The organism is Sphingomonas sp. 28-62-20, assembly GCF_002281505.1.
The window spans coordinates 62,074-81,162 of sequence record NZ_NCGH01000017.1; the positions used below are offsets into that span (position 1 = coordinate 62,074).

Annotated in this window: 21 protein-coding genes; 1 reads left to right on the forward strand and 20 read right to left on the reverse strand. The window is 62.8% G+C overall.

Annotated features, from left to right (window positions below):
* Positions 1-12: 12 nt before the first annotated feature.
* From B7Y43_RS14210 to B7Y43_RS14265, 12 genes are all read right to left on the reverse strand, one after another.
* Entirely contained in the window at positions 13-525 is a 513-nt protein-coding gene (locus B7Y43_RS14210; protein WP_374132324.1) for a DUF2306 domain-containing protein, read from the reverse strand.
* 38 nt (positions 526-563) lie between these two features.
* Entirely contained in the window at positions 564-1,037 is a 474-nt protein-coding gene (locus B7Y43_RS14215) for a hypothetical protein (RefSeq protein WP_374132325.1), read from the reverse strand.
* Positions 1,038-1,088: 51 nt separating this feature from the next.
* Positions 1,089-1,580 (reverse strand): demethoxyubiquinone hydroxylase family protein, encoded by a 492-nt coding sequence (locus tag B7Y43_RS14220; protein ID WP_374132404.1) that lies wholly within the window; start codon positions 1,578-1,580, stop codon positions 1,089-1,091.
* 41 nt (positions 1,581-1,621) lie between these two features.
* Positions 1,622-2,110, reverse strand: a complete 489-nt coding sequence (locus B7Y43_RS14225) for a disulfide bond formation protein B (protein WP_374132326.1) — start codon at positions 2,108-2,110, stop codon at positions 1,622-1,624.
* A gap of 5 nt (positions 2,111-2,115) precedes the next feature.
* Positions 2,116-3,498 (reverse strand): S41 family peptidase, encoded by a 1,383-nt coding sequence (locus tag B7Y43_RS14230; RefSeq protein ID WP_374132327.1) that lies wholly within the window; start codon positions 3,496-3,498, stop codon positions 2,116-2,118.
* Between the two features lie 102 nt (positions 3,499-3,600).
* Positions 3,601-4,800: a murein hydrolase activator EnvC gene (locus B7Y43_RS14235; protein WP_374132328.1), complete on the reverse strand. Its 1,200-nt coding sequence runs from the start codon at positions 4,798-4,800 to the stop codon at positions 3,601-3,603.
* A 5-nt stretch (positions 4,801-4,805) separates the two neighbouring features.
* The gene (locus B7Y43_RS14240; protein ID WP_374132329.1) at positions 4,806-5,228 is read right to left on the reverse strand and encodes a 23S rRNA (pseudouridine(1915)-N(3))-methyltransferase RlmH; all 423 of its coding nucleotides are present in this window, start codon (positions 5,226-5,228) and stop codon (positions 4,806-4,808) included.
* A gap of 6 nt (positions 5,229-5,234) precedes the next feature.
* Positions 5,235-5,642 carry an RsfS/YbeB/iojap family protein gene (gene rsfS / locus B7Y43_RS14245; protein WP_374132330.1) on the reverse strand — a complete coding sequence of 136 codons (408 nt, stop codon included), beginning with the start codon at positions 5,640-5,642 and terminating at the stop codon, positions 5,235-5,237.
* Positions 5,643-5,650: 8 nt separating this feature from the next.
* Positions 5,651-6,316 carry a nicotinate-nucleotide adenylyltransferase gene (locus B7Y43_RS14250; RefSeq protein ID WP_374132331.1) on the reverse strand — a complete coding sequence of 222 codons (666 nt, stop codon included), beginning with the start codon at positions 6,314-6,316 and terminating at the stop codon, positions 5,651-5,653.
* Positions 6,313-6,600, reverse strand: coding sequence for a type II toxin-antitoxin system RelE/ParE family toxin (locus tag B7Y43_RS14255; protein ID WP_374132332.1), 288 nt, complete (start codon positions 6,598-6,600; stop codon positions 6,313-6,315). The genes B7Y43_RS14250 and B7Y43_RS14255 overlap by 4 nt, the downstream gene beginning before the upstream one ends.
* Positions 6,588-6,851 carry a CopG family ribbon-helix-helix protein gene (locus B7Y43_RS14260; protein ID WP_374132333.1) on the reverse strand — a complete coding sequence of 88 codons (264 nt, stop codon included), beginning with the start codon at positions 6,849-6,851 and terminating at the stop codon, positions 6,588-6,590. The genes B7Y43_RS14255 and B7Y43_RS14260 overlap by 13 nt, the downstream gene beginning before the upstream one ends.
* Before the next feature lie 31 nt (positions 6,852-6,882).
* On the reverse strand, positions 6,883-8,148 hold the full coding sequence (locus B7Y43_RS14265) for a glutamate-5-semialdehyde dehydrogenase (protein ID WP_374132334.1): 1,266 nt from the start codon (positions 8,146-8,148) through the stop codon (positions 6,883-6,885).
* A 92-nt stretch (positions 8,149-8,240) separates the two neighbouring features.
* On the opposite strand from B7Y43_RS14265, the gene B7Y43_RS14270 reads away from it, so the two are divergent.
* Positions 8,241-9,320, forward strand: coding sequence for a DUF3667 domain-containing protein (locus B7Y43_RS14270; RefSeq protein WP_374132335.1), 1,080 nt, complete (start codon positions 8,241-8,243; stop codon positions 9,318-9,320).
* A 4-nt stretch (positions 9,321-9,324) separates the two neighbouring features.
* Here B7Y43_RS14270 and B7Y43_RS14275 read toward each other — a convergent pair whose 3' ends face one another.
* The 8 genes from B7Y43_RS14275 to B7Y43_RS14310 form a co-directional block, all read right to left on the reverse strand.
* Positions 9,325-9,702, reverse strand: coding sequence for a hypothetical protein (locus B7Y43_RS14275; protein ID WP_374132336.1), 378 nt, complete (start codon positions 9,700-9,702; stop codon positions 9,325-9,327).
* A 131-nt stretch (positions 9,703-9,833) separates the two neighbouring features.
* On the reverse strand, positions 9,834-11,801 hold the full coding sequence (gene ftsH / locus B7Y43_RS14280; RefSeq protein WP_374132337.1) for an ATP-dependent metallopeptidase FtsH/Yme1/Tma family protein: 1,968 nt from the start codon (positions 11,799-11,801) through the stop codon (positions 9,834-9,836).
* An 80-nt stretch (positions 11,802-11,881) separates the two neighbouring features.
* A complete protein-coding gene (tilS, locus tag B7Y43_RS14285; RefSeq protein ID WP_374132338.1) occupies positions 11,882-12,940 on the reverse strand; it encodes a tRNA lysidine(34) synthetase TilS in 1,059 nt (352 codons plus the stop codon).
* 4 nt (positions 12,941-12,944) lie between these two features.
* Positions 12,945-13,925, reverse strand: a complete 981-nt coding sequence (locus B7Y43_RS14290; RefSeq protein WP_374132339.1) for a hypothetical protein — start codon at positions 13,923-13,925, stop codon at positions 12,945-12,947.
* Positions 13,926-14,001: 76 nt separating this feature from the next.
* Positions 14,002-14,973 carry a helix-turn-helix domain-containing protein gene (locus B7Y43_RS14295; protein ID WP_374132340.1) on the reverse strand — a complete coding sequence of 324 codons (972 nt, stop codon included), beginning with the start codon at positions 14,971-14,973 and terminating at the stop codon, positions 14,002-14,004.
* A gap of 88 nt (positions 14,974-15,061) precedes the next feature.
* Complete coding sequence (gene ptsP / locus B7Y43_RS14300) at positions 15,062-17,338, reverse strand: phosphoenolpyruvate--protein phosphotransferase (RefSeq protein ID WP_374132341.1); 2,277 nt, start codon at positions 17,336-17,338, stop codon at positions 15,062-15,064.
* Positions 17,339-17,426: 88 nt separating this feature from the next.
* On the reverse strand, positions 17,427-18,155 hold the full coding sequence (locus tag B7Y43_RS14305; protein ID WP_374132342.1) for a hypothetical protein: 729 nt from the start codon (positions 18,153-18,155) through the stop codon (positions 17,427-17,429).
* Between the two features lie 86 nt (positions 18,156-18,241).
* Positions 18,242-19,042 carry a hypothetical protein gene (locus B7Y43_RS14310; protein ID WP_374132343.1) on the reverse strand — a complete coding sequence of 267 codons (801 nt, stop codon included), beginning with the start codon at positions 19,040-19,042 and terminating at the stop codon, positions 18,242-18,244.
* Positions 19,043-19,089 lie beyond the last annotated feature (47 nt).

Sequence of the window (19,089 nt, forward strand, 5' to 3'; positions counted from 1 at the left end):
TCGGCAGCCGCATCAGCTGAACAGAAATTGGCCCAGCATGCGATTGAACGGAAAGGTGAAAAAGCCCGCGATCAGCAATGCGCCCAGCACCATGCCGCGCACCGAGCCGCGGTGCTGGGCAACGCGGTGCGTACGCGCCGACCACCACAAAAACGGCACCTGGATCACCACCCAGGCCGACAGGATATGGATGAAGCTGAAATTGCCATGATTGGCATTGCGCACTGAAAAGCTGATCAGCGCCGACAGCAGCATCGCGGCGACCCAGATCGTCCCCAATACGCGGTGTGGACGATCACCGCGCCGCCGCAGCAGCATCACTGGCGTCAGCGCCAGCGCCACGATCATCGTGCCGAGATGCGCCCAAACGGTGGCAGGAATCTTGCCCCAATAGGGCATGCCCTTGGCGAGCGCCACGACCACAAAGGCCAGTAATATCATGGCACCCGCTGCGAGCAGTTGTTCAAAGCGATCGGCGGTGAGCGGTTTTGGCGGTTTAGCCCTGGTCGTCGCGATCGTCGCCATGATGCCCCCCGGCTTTAAACTAGGTGTCGGTGACGCGTTTATTTTGGACCGTTCGCCTTGGCGGCTGCCTTGCGATCCCTGTTTTCGCGCCGCGCCTGGTCGAACGCTTGCCCGATACAGCCTGAAGCCCCGCTGGCCCCGCTGGCGCTGCAATCGTTAAACCCAGCCGCGCCCACCTCGGCGACGGTCTCCGCACCGCGCAGGGCCCAGGCGCGATATTCGGGTTTCAGGCTGTTGGGGCGCAAATCCTTGGGGATGCGGAACTGATCGCCGGGATTGGCCCGGATGCACACGGTAATTTCATTGCCATCCGAATCGGTCGGGCATTTTTGCGTCGCCGTATAAAGATAGGTGATGCCGTTGACAGGCGCATCGGGCACATCATTGGCCGGGGCGTTCTTGATCGGCCCAGGGCGCTGCGGCAAGACAACCGTCGTCTGCGCCGATAGCATCGATGGGGCGAGCAGCAGCGTTATGGTCGCCATCAACGCCCGTTGCGGATGCTTCACCATTGGAAAAATCTCCTTCACCCTGCCCGCCGACCAAGTCGGAACGGGACTCCCTTAAATTCGCTTTGCAGTCGCAATGGCCACGCGGCAACCCATTCGAATCAACCCCGTCAGCACAGGATAGGCGGGCGCGCTTTCTGCGCCGCTGGCAAGCGCGGTTTCGCGGTGTTCGACTTCATCGGCCTGAAAATCGGCGATGGCGGTCGACAATTCAGGATCGTCTTCGCCCAGCGCTTCAAGCTGTTCGGCATAATGTTTGTCGATTTCGGTTTCGACCGCGACCGTACAAGCCATCGCCGCTGCCGGTCCAAGTGCCGCCGTAACCGCCCCAAGCGCAAAACCGGCGACATCCCAAAATGGCTGGAGCACCGTCGGGCGCACACCGCGCTGTGCCATCATCTGATCGAAAAATGCCCGGTGGCGCTCTTCCTGCACTGCCATGCCGGCAATGGCCCGCGCCACGGGTCCGCGATCGCCCATCACCGCCAGCTGCCCGGCATAGATCCGGCTCGCGCCATATTCGCCAGCCTGGTTGACGCGGATCATCGATTGGGTCCGGCGCCGGGGATCGCCTGGCTTCCACTGGGTCACGCGCTTTGCCTCCTGAGCAACAACAACAATATGGCAACGCCGCCACCGATCGAAAAGAGCGCATTGAAACCAGCCAGCGAAATGCCGAACAGGCTCCATTGCGGCACATCGCAGGCAATCACGGGTGTATTCATGATCCGGGCAAGCATCTCATCAGCCGTGCCGCCGCTGGCTGGCGGCAGCGCACAGGCGGTGATGCCCGCCCACCAATGATATTCAACCCCGGCATGAAACACCCCAATCGCCCCGCTGGTGATGATCGCCAGCGCAGCAAGTGCGATCGCCACCTTCTTGGTACCGTCGCTGGGCAGGATAAAGCCGAGCATTGCCAGCAGGATCGCGGCATAATGCGGCCAGCGCTGCCAATGGCACATTTCGCAAGGGATCAGCCCGCCGAATAATTGCGATCCCCAGGCGCCCGCCATCAGCGCCAGCGGCACCAACAACGCCGCCCAACGGGCTGCGCGAAAAGAGCCAGCCAGCATCGCGATCAGTTCGGCTTGGGGGCCGGTGGGGTTTCCGGGTCGATCGGTTGCGGATTGGGCGTACCCACCCGGTTGATCGCCGCCACTTGCTGCGCACCGCCCAATCGCGCGATCGTCTGCAGCGCGTAATAAAGCTGGAAATCGTCAATTTTGCGCTTTTTCAGCTCTTCAGGCGTGGCCGAGAACCGGGGATCGAGCTTGGTATCTTCCTCCAGCACCTTGTTGTCGACCTTGGCTTCGTTGATCAGGTGGCGGCGCAGATCATCTTCGCGGAACACTGGGCGCGTCTTGTAATCGGCATCGCTGATCTGCGGCACGAGCACATCGGGATCGATGCCGCCTTCCTGCACCGATCGGCCCGACGGCGTGAAATAGCGTGCCGTCGTCAGCCGAACCTCAGTTCTGGGCCCAAGCTTCAGCAAGGACTGGACCGAACCCTTGCCAAAACTACGCTCGCCCAGAATCAGCCCGCGATGCTGATCCTGCAGCGCGCCCGCAACGATTTCGGACGCCGACGCGGTGCCTGAATTGACCAGCACGACAACGGGCAAACCGTTGGTCGCGTCGCCGGGCCGGGCATAATAACGCTGGATATCTTCCTTCTCCCGACCGCGCTGCGAGACGATCTCGCCATGATCAAGGAAGGTATCCGAAACGCTGATCGCCTCGTTCAACAACCCGCCGCCATTGTCACGCAGATCGACAATATAGCCCAGCGGATCATGGCCGAGTTGCTTGCGGATCTGGATGATCGCGTCGCGCGTATAATCGCCGGTCCGGTCTGAAAAGGTGTTGATATTGATGATGCCGATATCGCCCTTCACTTCCCATTTTACGGGCTTCTGGACGATGATCTCGCGCACCAGCGACAATTCGATCGGCTTGTCACGCCCCCGCCGGACGATCGTGATCGACAATCGCGTGCCGGGCTTGCCGCGCATCTCGCTGATCGCTTCGTCGAGCGTCAGCCCATAAAGCAATTTGCCGTTTAGCCGGGTGATGTAATCGCCCGATTTGATGCCGGCCCGAAAGGCTGGGGTATCTTCCTGCGGGGCGATCACCTTGACCGCACCGTCCTCCTGCGTGACCGACAGGCCAAGCCCGCCATAATTGCCCTCGGTCTGGATCCGCAGATTTTCGAAATCGACCCCATCGGCAAAGGAACTATGCGGATCAAGCGCGGCCAGCATCCCTTCGATCGCGCCCTTCACCAGCACCTTGTTGTCGACCTTGTCGACATAATTGGCGCGGATCAGATTATAGACGTCCATGAACTGATCGAGTTCGCGATAGGTATCGGTATCGACCTGCGCCATCGCCCCGGTGGCGACGGGCACCATGGCAAGAGCAGCGACAATCGCGGTAGCCTGGAGCAGGGGACGGGCCATGAACGCTGAACTTTCGGATCTGTGACAGTGAAGAGAGGCTAATGTAGCGGGAATTGACGGCGGATCAAAGCCGTTCGCAGCTGAACCGGGGCTTGACGGCTATCATCCGAGCAAGCCGGTCATGTCGATCGCGCGATCCTTGCGGCGCAGCTCGATCGTCACGCGTGGCGCATCACCGCTCACCGCCCGACCGATCGGCGTCCCCTGCCCCACCCGGTCACCGACCGCGACTGAAACGCTGCCCAAATTAGCGATCAGCGAAGTCCAGCTACCGCCATGATCGATGATCACCACCATCCCATAATCGCGAAAGCGCCGCGCAAACACGATCCGCCCGGCGGCTGGCGCAATCACTTGCGCCGCCGACGCTGTCTCGATCGTCAATCCGCGTGATCGCACGCCGGCATCCGAAATCTCGCCAAGCCCGGTCACCACCTTGCCATCGACTGGCAATCGGTAAGGCGGCGCATCGCGTGACCAGGAAATGGTATCGATCGGCGACGCCACCTCACCGGGGCGCGGGGGGCGGGGCAATGGCCCCGGCAGCGATTCAAGCGCCGCCCGCGTTTCGGCCTGGTTCCCCAGCTGATCCATCAGATCGACAATGTCGCGCGCGCGTTCGCCCAGCGCAATCGCGCGATCCGATTCAAACAGAGCATCGCGGCCAAGCGCGCGCGACTTCAGCCGGTGTTCGGCCTCTAGCCGGGTTAATGAAAGCCGTTCCGCTTCCAAGCGGCGGCGGCTTTCGTCCAGCGTCGTGACCGCCAGCGCGGCATCGGCCTGGAGCCGCCGGGTTTGCGCCAGATCCGCCCGGACATCAGCCGTGCGCACTTTAACCAGCGGCATCACGCTACCCAGCACCGCGCGGACATGGACAAGATCATTGACGGATCCAGGCTGCACAAGGCTGATCACCACCGGTCGCCGCGCCAGCGACTGGAGGGCCGCCAGCAGCCGCGCCACCGGCCCCTGCTTTTCCGCCAGCCGCGCCCGCTGGCCGCCGATCAAACGGCGAATAATCGTGATCCGCGCCTGCGCTGCGGCAATATCGGCTTCAGCGCGCTGGATCCGGGCGGCGACGGCCGCTTCCTGCGCGCGTGCCTTGCGCGCCTCGTCCCGCTCGGCAGCGGCGGCGCGTTCGAGCTGGGCCGCGCGGGCTTGGGCGGCGGCTGATTGCGCCTTCGCCTCGATCAGCCGGTCGCGATCAGCGGCAATACCGCCACCGGGCGATTGCGCTGCCAGCGTACCAGCAAAAGCGCTCACCGCCAGAAGAGCGGAAAAAAAGAGATGGTTGCGCCGCATCGCCGCTATCCTTCGCGGTGATAGGGGTGATTGGCAAGGATGCTGGTCGCGCGCCACAATTGTTCAGCGAGCATCGCCCGCGCCAGCAGGTGCGGCCAGGTCGCGCGTCCAAAGGAAAACAGCAGATCGGCCTGGGCGCGCGCAGCATCGTCAAAACCATCCGCCGCGCCGATCATGAAACGCACTTCGCGCACGCCATCATCGCGCCAGCGGCCAAGCGTGGTGGCAAAGGCCATCGATCCCATCGCCTCCCCGGTCTCATCGAGCAGCACAAGCCGCGTTTGCGGTTCCATCGGTGGCACGCGCCCGCCTTGATCGGGCAGTTCAGTGATCCGAACCGGCCAGGCCAGCCGCTTCACATACCGCGCCACCAGATCGGCTTCAGGGCTGCGCCCGATCCGTCCGCGCGCGACGATGTGGAGCAGCAAGACGAATCAGGCGTCAGGCGTCGGTTCGGGATCGGGCACGGCGACGGGCGCATCGCCAAAGGCCCACATCCGTTCCAGATTATAAAAGCTGCGCACTTCGGGGCGGAACAGGTGGATGATGACGTCGCCGGCATCGATCAGCACCCAATCGGCGGTGGGCAAGCCTTCGATCCGCGCGCTGCGGCCAAACTCGGCCTTGATCTTCTCGGTCAACTTATGCGCCATCGACGCGACCTGCCGGGTCGAACGACCGCTGGCGATCACCATGTGATCGGCGATGCTGCTCTTACCGGCGAGCGGGATCGAGACGGTTTCGACCGCCTGATCATCGTCGAGCGACGCGAGGACAAGTTGATGCAGCGCCTCGACACGGTCCGTGTCGGACGAACGATAGCTTTGCGGGGATGAGGCCAAGGGAGCTCCTAAGATGGCGGCGCGTCAGACGCGTCACCGGATGGGGGTGGGGTAATTGACGTTTCAGGGACAACAGGATGGGTCGGCAGAAAATGACGCTGCCAGGCGGGATCGGCCTTTCTGAGCCGGGTCGCCGACGTCTCATCAGGGCGAAAGCGCAACAGCACGAGTGCCGGCAATCTCCACCTCGTCCAGCTAGATGCCTGATATGCGGGGTGGACGAACCGCCGCAACCAACCCATCGCGGGGGCCGCGCGGGCAGCCTGTTTATAGCCGGGTCGGGCGATTACCGCAATCGGAACCTGCTTGGCGATTTCGCGCCAGCTGCGCCACTGGTGAAACTGGGCAAGATTGTCGCCGCCCATCAGCCAGATGAACTTTTTCTTGGGATAAAGCGCGGTCAGCTTGTGGAGCGTATCGACGGTGTAGCGCGTGCCGAGTCGCTGCTCGACATTGCTGACCTTGATGGGGGCATGGCGTGCCATCTTTACCGCCGATGCATAGCGCGCCGCAAAGGGCGCCATGTCGCTGGCGTGATCCTTCAAGGGATTGCCGGGTGACACGAGCCACCACACCTCGTCCAGATCAAGCGCAACGAGCGCCGCCATGCTGATCGCGCGATGCCCGCGATGCGCAGGATTGAACGACCCGCCGAGAATGCCGATGCGGGTCAAGGTTCGACGAACCAGTCTTCTCGCTCATGGTGAACGCGCAACACTTGAACAACGCCTTCCTGAATTCGGTAACGAATGAGATACGGCGTGCCTAACACACGGAGAATTCGCGTCTGATCGCGGTAAGGCCGACCACCCCTCGGGAAATCTGCAAGAAACTTCGATCGGGCTCGAATCGTTGCCAAAATTCGGGTGGCGTAGGCCGGATTTGTTTCGCGTTCCAACCAGTCGCTTATGTTCCGAAGATCGCCACGCGCCGGCACCGTCCAGATTATTCGCGGCATCGCGCTTCATGTTTTGCAATCATTGCATCGAGTTCTGCCATCACCTCTTCGTGCGAAACAAATTCGCCTCGGTCAGCTGCATCAATGCCTACCTGAATGAAAGCATGCAGATCATCGTCGCTTTCGGCCACTCGGCGAATGGCTTCTGCTGCATATTGCGCCCCGGTCATCCCCTTCGCCAAAGCCAGACGATCAACCAACGCCAGTGTTTCGGCGTCGACAGAAGCGGTAATGGCGGCTTCGTTTTTCATTATTCCAATCTATGCCTGCGCGAAGAGCGCATCAACCCCGCACCTGCCCCGTCCCTCGGCCCACCCATTTATAGGTCGTCAGCCCTTCCAGCGCGACCGGTCCGCGCGCGTGTAGCCGCCCGGTGGCGATACCGATTTCGGCACCCAGCCCGAATTCGCTGCCATCGGCAAATTGCGTCGACGCGTTCCACAGCACGATCGCGCTATCGACGCCGCTCAGGAAGCGCTCTGCGACATCTGAGTCATTGGCGACGATCGCGTCGGTGTGGTGTGATCCATGGGCAGCGATATGCGCCATCGCCCCTTCAACGCCGTCCACCAGCGCGGCCGAGGCAATCGCGTCAAGATATTCCGTGTCCCAATCATCACTGTTGGCGGCGATGACCTGCGGCGCGATGGCCCGGATCGCCGGATCGCCCCTGACTTCGCAGCCGCTGTCGCTCAACGCCGCCATCAACGATGCGGTGCCGGCATAGTCGCGATCGATCAGCACTGTCTCCATCGCGCCACAAACCCCGGTGCGCCGCATCTTGGCGTTGACGACGATCGCCTCAGCCATCGCCGGGTCGGCTGACGCATCGACATAGACATGGTTGATCCCGTCGAGATGCGCGAGCACTGGCACGCGCGCTTCGGCCTGAACCCGCGCGACCAGCGTCTTGCCGCCGCGTGGCACGATCATGTCGATCAACCCGGCCGCCGTCAGCATCGCGCCGACCAACGCCCGGTCAGTCGATTCAACCCGCAGCACCGCATCCCCCGGCAAGCCAGCCGCCGACAGCCCGGCCACAAAGGCGGCGTGGATCGCGCGGTTGCTTTCCACCGCTTCGCTGCCGCCGCGCAGGATCACTGCGTTGCCTGACATGACGCAGAGTGCAGCGGCATCAGCCGTCACATTGGGGCGGCTTTCATAGACGATGCCGATCACGCCAATCGGCACGCGCAGTCGCTTTAGGATGATGCCACTTGGGGCCTCGCGTTCGTCGATTAACTCGCCGACCGGATCAGGCAGCCCAGCCACGGCATCCACGCCCGCTGCCATCGCGTCGATCCGCGCCGGATCGAGTCGGAGCCGATCGAGCACCGCCGACGACAAACCTGCAGCGGCGGCATTGACCATATCGGTAGCATTGGCAGCTTCGATTGCTGGGGCCGCCGCCCGGATCGCGGCGGCAGCTTGACGCAGGCCATTGGCCTTGGTCGCCGTCGGCAGGCGGGCGAGCACCGCTGATGCTGCCCGAGCCCTACCCCCGAGCGCAGCAATGATGTCGATGGGATCTACACGCATATTCGCCATACCGTCAGCCTAGCAGCGGCTTGGGCGCGCGCCAATGTCGCGCTGCACAAGATTGAGTGGCACGACGCGGATGCTTTTGATAGCCTTGCCTGATGCAAGGGGGATTCGAAGCGGCGGGTGATCTCGCCACCGGGGGCTTGATCGGCCGTGCGTTTGAGCCGCACGCCGGGGAAACGCCGCATGGCGCGCATGGATCAGGCCTGTGCCTGAATTGCGGCACCGCGCTGAAAGGCGATTTCTGCCACCAATGCGGGCAGACCGAGCACATCCACCGCACGCTCGCCTCAATCGGCCATGATCTGCTGCACGGCGTTTGGCATTTTGAGGGCAAGATCTGGTCGACGCTGCCGATGCTGTTCACCCGGCCGGGCGAGCTGACGCGGCGCTATATCGCGGGCGAGCGGGCGCGGTTCGTATCGCCGCTCGCACTGTTTCTGTTCTCGGTATTCCTGATGTTCGCAACCTTTGAATCGATTGGCGGCCCGCTTGGGGGCGACAATGTGAATGTGAACCGCAATGGATCGAAGCTGACCCCGCCAGAGCTCGTCAAGGAGCTAAATGAGCAAAAGTCGATGCGGGCCAAGCTGGTCGCTACGCGGGACGCGCTCAGGACCCGAAAGGCCGATACCGAGAAAATCGACGACAAAATCGACGACGTTGACGACGATATTGGCGGTCTGCAGACCGCCTATGATCTGTCGACCGGTACCGTGGTCAATGTGAAGAAGGACGAGATCGATACCGGCTGGCCCTGGCTGGATGAGCGGCTTCAGCACATGCTGAAGGAGCCCAAGCTCTACCTCTACAAGCTGCAATCAAGCGCCTATAAATATAGCTGGGCGCTGATCCCGATCTCGCTGCCGTTCATCTGGCTGCTCTTTGCCTTTCGCCGCGATGTCGGCCCCTATGATCATGCGATCTTTGCGATTTACTCGCTATCGGCGATGACGATGGGGACGGTGCTGCTGAGCATTGGCAATGCAATCGGCCTGCCCGGCGGCATGCTCGCGACGATCTTCACCTTCGGGCCGCCGCTGCACATGTATAAGCAGTTGCGCGGCGCCTATGACATCTCCCGCTTCGGCGCGATCTGGCGCACCATCGCGCTGCTGTTCTTCGCGATGGTTTCGGGCCTGTTGTTCTTCATCACTGTGTTCGGCATCATCGCCTAAGGGCTTAGGCCGTGCAGGGATAACGCTTCGTCATGAACGCGGCAAAGGCGGCCTTGGTGCTCGTCCGGGCGCGCTTGGCCGCCGGAATCGCGCGAAATGCGGCGACAATATCGTCCTTGGTCACCTTGGCCGTGCCTTTGGGCGGCGGGCAGCTGCTGGGCTTACGCCCGGCTGAAACTTCCGCAGCCAACCCGGCGCGGTACGCATCTGACGCTTTAGCGATATCGTCACGCAGCAAGCCGATATCGGGGGAGGCCAGAGCCAATACACCCTTTGCTTCCAGCGCATCAGTCTTGGTGAGGAATTCGGCGACTGACATCGCCTGAGCCAGCGTGGGAAAGATCATCGCCAGCGCGGCCATCGTGATCATAAGCGTCCGCATCGGCTCGTCTCCTTTGACATCGCGCGTGCCATAACAATCTTGAACGGGCAATGAAAGACCAATTGCCAGACGGTCCGCCCACGAAAAAGGCCAGCCCGATCGCGTCGGACTGGCCTTTTTTCTTGTCTCGGTCAGGCGCCTTGCGGTGCCGGGTTGCCAAACGGACCGTTGGGCCGCCGCGTCTTGGGGATCGACGTGCCGCCAACCGGCAGGACCGGCGATTTCGGGCCATCGTCCATCCGGCCAATGCCTTCCCCTGCGATCAGTTTCTTGATCTCGTCGCCCGACAGCGTCTCATATTCCAGCAGCGCGCCGGCGAGCAGATGGAGCTGATCGATATGATCGTTCAGCACCGTCGTCGCTTTTTCATGCCCGCCATTGACGATCCGCTTGATCTCGGTGTCGATCAGCTCCGCCGTCTGGTTCGACATCCGCATCGGCCGCGCCGAGGAATAGCCCAGATAGGTCTCGCCCTCTGGCTCAGCATATTCAAGCGGGCCGAGCAGATCGGACATGCCCCAGCGCGTCACCATGTCGCGGGCCAGGCCCGATGCATAGCTGATGTCGCTCGATGCGCCCGACGAGACCTTGTCATAGCCAAAGATCAATTCTTCGGCGACGCGGCCGCCCATCGACACGGCCAGGTTCGCGTACATCTTGTCACGGTGATAGCTATAGCTGTCGCGTTCCGGCAGCCGCATCACCATGCCCAATGCACGACCGCGCGGGATGATCGTGGCCTTGTGGATTGGGTCGGACGCAGGTTCATGCAGCGCAACAATCGCATGACCCGCTTCATGATAGGCGGTCATCCGCTTCTCATCATCGGTCATCACCATCGAGCGGCGCTCGGCCCCCATCATCACCTTGTCCTTGGCCTCTTCAAATTCGGCCATCGCGACCAGACGCTTGCCCTTTCGGGCAGCCGTGAGCGCGGCTTCGTTGACGAGATTGGCCAGATCAGCGCCCGAAAAGCCCGGCGTTCCGCGCGCAATCGTCCGCGCCTCGACATCGGGGGCCAGCGGCACCTTCTTCATATGGACCTGCAGGATCTTGATCCGGCCTTCGATATCGGGGCGGGGCACCACGACCTGGCGATCGAAGCGGCCCGGCCGCAGCAGCGCAGGGTCAAGCACATCGGGGCGGTTGGTCGCGGCGATGATGATGATGCCTTCATTGGCCTCAAAACCATCCATCTCGACCAGCAACTGATTGAGCGTCTGTTCGCGCTCGTCATTGCCATTGCCAAGCCCAGCACCGCGATGCCGGCCGACCGCGTCGATTTCGTCGATGAAGACGATGCAGGGGGCGGACTTCTTGGCCTGTTCGAACATGTCGCGCACACGGCTGGCGCCGACGCCCACGAACATCTCGACGAAATCGGAGCCCGAGATGGTGAAGAACGGCACGCCCGCTTCGCCTGCGATCGCGCGGGCGAGCAAGGTCTTGCCGGTGCCGGGTGAGCCCATCAGCAAGGCGCCCTTGGGGATCTTGCCACCGAGCCGCGCAAATTTGGTCGGGTCCTTCAGGAACTCGACGATTTCCTGCAGCTCTTCGCGCGCTTCATCGATGCCGGCGACATCGTCAAAGGTCACGCGGCCTTCCTTTTGCGTCAGCATCCGGGCGCGCGACTTGCCAAACCCCATCGCGCCAGAGCCGGAATTCTTCTGCATCTGGCGCAGCACGAAAAAGGCGATGCCCAGGAACAAGATGAAGGGCAGCGAATTGACCAGAATATACTGCCAGATCGACGGGCCTTCTTCAGGCCGGGCGTTGATCACCACGCCCTTTTCGAGCAACCGGTTGGTCAGCGCCGGGTCTGACGGGGCATAGGTGCGGAACTTGTCGCCGCTCGTTGTCGTGCCGGTAACAACATCGCCAGCGATATTGACCTCGCGAACGGAGCCTTCCGTCACCTTCGACAGGAACGCCGAATAAGACAGCGCGTCGTTGGCAGCGACCGACCGAGAGCCACTTTCGAACATCGTGACGAACAGGGCAAGGGCAACCAAGATGCCCAGCCAGATCATCAGATTCTTCATCCAGGGATTGCCGTTCCCGCCATTGTCGGGGCCCTGCTGCCGGTCATTATCGTTCATCGTCGTGTGCTACCTTTCCGAGTCACCAAGATAGGCTGCAAAAGGTGAATGGCAATGGAACAGTTAGCCGGTATCGGCGATCAGAGTGTTCGGCGCGGCGGAGCCTCGGAAAAGCGCCAAATTGTGCCCTTTGGAGATACCAAAATGCCTGCCTGAGTGGCTGATTTGCCCGATTCCAGTGCATCAAGCAGGGATTCAATGTTGGTCGCATCGCCAAAATCGGGGCGCGTAATGCCGTTAACGTCCCGAACGCCCGCAATGGCCGACCGCGAAAGTCGGCGTTTCAATTCACGCGGCAGGCCCGCCATATCGATCCAGGATTGATCGTCAGGGGCGTCGACCCCGGTCGGCGCGACCTTTCTTGTATCCCACAACCACCGCTCCATCGCCCGCAGTGCGGCATCGGCTTCAGCAGCGTGCGTCGCCGATCGCGCAATCTGGCGTGGATCGAACAAGGGCGTGGCGCGTAACAGGGTGCGAAACGCGGTCCGGTCAAACCGATCATCGGCATTGCTGGGATCATCGACGAACGGGGTCGCGCTCGCCAGCGCAATCGCGCGCAATTCGGCGACGCGCCAGCCCAGCAATGGGCGGATCAAGTCAATCGGGAAAACGTCAAAAACGCAACCCGAATCCCCAACCGGATAGGACACTTCCTGTCGCTGATGCGCCCGAATCCCCGCTAGCCCCGCCACGCCCGATCCGCGCGCGGCGCGCATCAGGAATGTCTCCGCCTGGTCATCAGCGTGGTGCGCCGTCGCCAGCAAGCGCGCGCCCTGACCGACCGACCAGCGCTTCAGTAGTGCATAACGCTGCCCCCGGGCCCAATCATGCAGGTTGTCGCGGGGATCGCAGGGATCGGTCACCTGCAGCGTCATGTGCGGGACGCCAATCGTCGCGCAAAACGCGGCCACCATCGCCGCCTCGTCCGCTGACTCCCGCCGTAAGCGGTGATCAACCGTCGCGGCGATCACCTGGCCCGGATAGGCCGCCGCTGCCAGCACCAGCATCGCCATACTGTCCGGCCCACCCGACACCGCAAGCGCGATAGGCTCGACCGGGCCCACCGCCCGGCCAAGCGCTGCGACCAGATCCACCCGGAAGCGCGCGACGCTTGCCGGATCGGGGCTGGCCGTCACCGGATCAGTTGGCCTTGCACTTTTCCTCGGTGCGCCCGCGCGCGACATCAGCCTTCATCTGCGCGGTGATCTTGGTGGGATATACCTCGAGCAGCTCGTCATAGACCTGGCAGATATCGGCGGATGGCTTGCCGAGCTTCTTCAGCGCGATCGTCAGAAAATAAAGGCTGTCGGGCGCGCGTTCGCCATCATGGAATTTCTTGTAGTTTTCATAAAAGGCGAGCGACGCGAGTGAGGGCTTTCCTTCATCAAGATAGGAACGCCCAAGCAGATTTTGCGACCAGCTGGCGCGGCGATGCGTGGGATATTTGGCGACGACCTGCTTCAGCGCTGCCTGCGCCTCTGGGTAGAGCTTTGCCTGCCACAACCGATAGCCATAGACATAGCCGTCATCAGCGGGATCGTCAGTCATCGGTTTTTCCACCGCCGCGACCAATCGCGCCCGCGCGGGGTCGTTGATCGTCATAGTGGCAGACGCCGTCGGCTTGGCAACCGACGCTGGCTTGGCGGTCGTCGCGCCAGCGCTGGTGGTGCCGCTCGCGCCCGACCCGATCGGGGCAGACGGGCCGATGCCCGCCGATCCGCCAGTCGATGCCGCGCCGTCCTCCAACGCCTTCAACCGCGCATCAGTCGATCGGCGATAGGCGGAAAACGCCTCTTCAAACTGCATCAGCTTATACTGCGTTTGTTCAATCTGGCCCGTCATCGTCGCCAATTGCCCTTCGAGCGCGCTGACCCGCCCGTTGAGATCGGCCACCGGGGTAGACGAAGGCGAGCCTGGCGCTGGCGTGGGATTGGCTTGCTGCGGACTGATATCAGGCGGGAAATACTGGCCATTACCGCCTGGAAACACCTTGCGCTGCACCGCGCGCATTTCCCGCTCCAGCCGATCGACCCGGCCATCAATCGAGCTTTGCGCCAAGGCTGCAGTCGAGCTGAGCGAGAGCCCGGCCAGCAAGGCAATTCTGATCAACTTTGTCCGCATTTCACTCCCCACGCACCACTTGATACGGGGGGTATAGCGGACAGAACGGCCTTGTCGCCAGCCTTGTAGATACCGCTTACGGGGCAGGCGCCGTCCCGGTTGGGGGCGACGGGTTCACCGGCGCGGCGGCAGGCGGCGGCTGGATCGTCGCTGGCGTCTCTACGGCGGGCTCAGCCGCACGGTTCCGATTGGACGATCGGGCCGGGGTGCGGCGCCTTGCCGGTGCTGTGGTCGCGGCACTTTCCGGCGTTGTCGTTGGGACGGCGGCAGCGCCACCTGCGGCGCGCGCCAGCAAGGCTTCGGCACTGATCTCGACATCCTTGATCGCCCGCGCGCCATCGCCCAGCGGCGGTACCGCCGACCCATTGACCGTGACCTGCAGCTTGTCGGGCCGGCCGACATTGATCATTGGCCGATTGGCATCCACCGGCACATCATAACGCTCGCCGGGCTGCAATTCTTTTTGGAACAAGGATTTGCCATCAGCGTCATAGACGCGCAGCCAGACGACATCGGTGGCCGTCAACGCCACTTGGCCTGCCGCCGGGGCCTCGGCAGGCATTGGCGCAGCGACAACTGGTTCGGGCGTGAGTGCTGGCGCGGGGGCGCTCGCGACCGGCTGGCCATCGCCGCGGAACAGCGTGGTTCCATACCACAGGCCGACCGCGATCAGCACCAGTACCGCAACGGCTGCCCCGGCCATCGCCACGCCCTTGGGCGGCTGGCGGCGCGGGTCCTGCATTTCATAGGGCTGATATTCGGGCGGACGATGCACCTGATCGACCTGATTGCGGACGTCACGGGCAATCGGCACCTCATCCATGCCAATCGCACGGGCATAGGCCTTGGCAAAGCCCACCGAATAAGTGTGCGACGGCAGACCCGAAAAATTCGATTGTTCGATCGCTTCCAGATGGCGCAGCGGCACACGTGTCCGCGCCGCCACCTCGGCCAGGGTCAGCCCCTGCGATTCGCGATATTCCCGCAGGCGCTCTCCTGGCGTTTTGGGGAAAAGCGTTGCCTCCTCGCCAAGATCGGATCCGGTCATGCTCTTCTCCGCCTGGGATAGTTGGTGATCGCCATGTTCCAAAGCCCCCAAACACTGTCAACGCACGATCGAGCGACTCGGCCCTGCATCAGCTCAACTCGACATTATTGTCGCTGGCCCAACTGGCAAGCGCCGCGCGCATATCGCGCGGCGGTCGGGCGAGCATTTGCGTCATATCTGCCATTAACCGCGCGCGATCGAGCGAGCGAATCATCGCCTTGACCGGGCCAACCGCCGCCGGGGTGATCGACAGTCGTTCGATCCCCAGTCCGATCAGCGCCATCGCCTCCAGGGTCCGCCCGCCCATTTCGCCGCACACCCCCAGATCAACGCCAGCCGCACGCGTCGGTGCGACTACCCGGGCGAGGAAGCGCAGGATCGCCGGGCTCAGCCAATCATAGCGTTCGGCCAGCTTGGGGTTGGCGCGATCAGCAGCGAACAGAAATTGGGTCAGGTCATTGGTCCCGATCGACAGGAAATCGAGCCGGGGCAGCAGCACATCGAGCATTTCAGCCAGCGCCGGCACCTCAAGCATCGCGCCATAGCGGATCAGCGTCGGCAATTTGCGCTGGCGCGACGCGATCCAGGCCCGCTGTGCTTCGAACAGGGCTTGCGCCTCATCAAATTCCCAGGGTTCGGAAACCATCGGGAACATCACATTCAGTGTCCGCCCTGCCGCCGCCTCAATCAGCGCGCGCGCCTGCGCCTTCATCAGCCCGTCGCGTTCAAGCGCCAGCCGGATCGCGCGCCACCCCATGGCTGGGTTTTCCTCATCGCCGGCATCGTCCTTCAAATAGGGCAGCGCCTTGTCGCCGCCGATATCGACGGTGCGGAAAATCACCGGCCGGTCACCCGCCGCCTCCAGCACGTCGCGGTAAAGCCGTTGCTGGCGTTCGCGCTGCGGCAGCGTCGCTGAAACGAGGAACTGAAATTCCGTGCGGAACAGCCCGATCCCGTCAGCCCCTGTCAGGTCGAGCGCGGCGACATCGTCGCGCAGCCCGGCATTGACCATCAACGTCATCCGGCTGCCATCAAGCGTCGTCGGCGGCACATCGCGCAGCGCTGCAAAAGAGGCGCGCCGCTTCTGGCTGAGCAGCAGCTTGCCTTCAAACGATTCCTCGATCAGCGGCGACGGCCGCGCAAAGACCGTACCGTCGGTCACATCGAGCAACAGCACGTCGCCTTCACCGATCAGCCGGCGAACATCCTTGACGCGCCCCAGCACCGGCACACCCATCGCCCGCGCGACGATGGTGACATGCGCGGTTAGCGATCCTTCCTCCAGAATCACGCCCTTCAACCGCCGCCGATCATATTCGAGCAGCTCGGCCGGCCCCAGATTCCGCGCGACGAGAATAGTATCGGCGCGCAGCCCCATTTGTGCCGCGGTACCCATCTGGCCGGAGACGATCCGCAGCAAGCGGTTCGACAGATCCTCAAGATCATGCATCCGCTCGGCAAGCAAAGGATCGTCAATTTGGCGCATCCGCATCCGGGTGCGCTGCTGTACCCGCTCGATCGCTGCCTCTGCGGTCAGGCCACTGTCGATCGCCTCGTTGATGCGGCGGCTCCAGCCTTCATCATAGGCGAACATCTTATAGGTCTCGAGCACTTCGTCATGCTCGCCGCCCATGCCGAATTCGGCCTGCGCCGCCATCCGTTCAATCTGCTCGCGCATCTTGTCAAACGCGCCGTAAACGCGGTGGCGCTCGGCCTCGACATCTTCAGCGACGGTATGTTCAATGGTGATGCGCGGTTGATGAAAGACCGCCACCCCGCGCGCCATGCCTTCAACCAGCTTGAGCCCGGGAATGCGCATCGCCGCCGTCGATTGCGGGCGCGTGGTCGCGGCCCCCGTCGCGTCGATCAGATCGGCATTGGCGATCAGCTCAGACAGCACCATGGCAACGGTCTGCAGCGCTTCGACTTCGACATCGGCGTAGCGATGCGGTTCGATATGCTGAACGCACAGCACCCCCACCGCGCGCTCACGCCGGATGATCGGCACGCCTGCAAAACTATGGAATTTTTCCTCGCCAGTCTCGGGCCGATAAGCGAAATCGGGATGGCTTGCCGCCTCATCCAGATTGAGCATCTCGACCTCCTGCGCGATCGTCCCGACCAGTCCTTCGCCCAGCGCCATCTTGGTGACGTGGACGGCGGCCTGATCAAGTCCTTCAGTCGCGAACAGCTCAAGCACACCGTCGCGCAGCAGATAAATCGAGCAAACCTCGCTATTGGTCGCCGCACCGATGATCCTGACCACGCTGTTGAGCTTGGCCTGCGCCGTGCTGCGCGCCGCCATCACATCGTGCAGGCGGACGAGCATCTCGCGGGCGGAGGTAGCGGCGGAAGACAGGGTCATGCCACCCGGCTATCAGATTGCACGAAGCCGCGCCAACATCCTCGCAGGCCAGCAAGAACATTCTTGCCCACCAGCCATCAGCCAGCAATCAACCGCCAAGCGCAGAAAATCGGCTATGGACGCCAACCCGCCATTCAAACTCCACCGGCTGATCGGTCAACGGCACCCCGTCGCGCATTGGCGGACGCATCCTGAGCAGCGGCAGGCCCCGCAGCACGGCCTTGCGGACCCCCGGAATGGTCGGCGATTCGCTCAGAATGCGGCAATCGATCTGGTTGTCGGCGGCGACCAGACAGCGCAGCCGAAACGTCACATCCATCGGCACCCGCCACAGATCCTCGTCCATCAGCGGGAAAAATTCATCGTCGGTGATTTTACGCACCCAGCGCGCCGGCTGGAGACCGGGCTGCACGGAGCGCCCACCGCGCATGACAATATCGCCACTACCAACCGTGGGCGCGGGCGGCGCAGCGGGCAGCAGATCGACTGGGCGCGGCACGGGCAGCGGCGCCGGGCTGGGTTTCACCGGGGGCGCGTCAGGCCGGACGGGCGTAACCGGGGCTGGCTTGGTCGCGGCGGGCGGTGTGCTGGCGCTGGGCGGCGGTGGCGCGGAGGGCGCCGGGGCATCCGCTGCATCAAGCGGTAATAATTTGACGATGAACGGGCTGTTGTCGATCACCACCCGCCGCGCGGCGGGCACCAGCATCAGCAGCGCAATCACCGCAAGATGCAGCGCCAGGACCAGCAGGATTGTGAACAGCCGCTGGCGCGGCGTAATCGCCGCATAGCCGCCGGGTTCTCGCAGAATCACCTCCATGGACACTGCCTAACACTGCACGGCGGGCGACAAAATGGCCGCTGCGGAACAAGCCTGAAATGGCCTGGCGACCGCAGCGAAGGCTGCTATTCCTTCGGCAAATCAAATCTGATTTTGAAATAGACCATAGCATTATCAACTTCGACGCCATTTTCCCTGCGCGGCAAAACACGCAGTTGCGGGGCAAGCGACCGTGCAGCGCGACCAAATTGCCAGCCCTTCGGCGACTCGGCGGTCACCTGGCACGCTTTCAGCCGGCGTTTCAGCGTTGCGAGGCAGCGCAGCTCGGCAAATCCGGATATTTTGGCCTGCCGAGCGCCCGCCGGGTGAAAAGCGTAGATTTCCTCCCAGGTCGCTTGCCTGGCCCATTCGGCCTTGGTCACCGTGTCGCGGCCACCGCCTCCATCACCGCCCGTCCCCGACCCGCCATTGCCGAAGCCCCCGCCATTAGTGCCCTGAGCGCCCGTGCCGTTATCGCCAACCACCGTACCGCCCGCCACCGTCGGCGGTGGCGCGGGAAGTGCTGCAGGCGCTGGCGTATAATCGATGCGCGGCATTGCCGGTGGCGCCAGGACTGGTGCGGGCGGGGGCGTATCGACGAGAACGGGCGATGATCGCGGTGTCGATGGTGCCGGCTTGGGCGCTGCCTTAACATTTGTCGGCGGCGGCACTGTCGGCGGCGGTATTGGCTGTGGCGGTTCAACCAGCGGCAGCAATTCAACAACGGTGGGCGGTTCACGATCAATTCGGATGGGCGGTCGATCGCGCAGGGTAAGGAACAGATAGCCCGCGATGACGTATAACAGGATGATCATCGCAATCGTCAGCACACGCTGCCGATTGGTCGTCGGCCGATATACAGTGCGGGCGAAAAGCGCTGTCTCCATCTGCTAGAGTATAGCATTGGTCAGAAACGAAAAAATAGGGTGGTTGC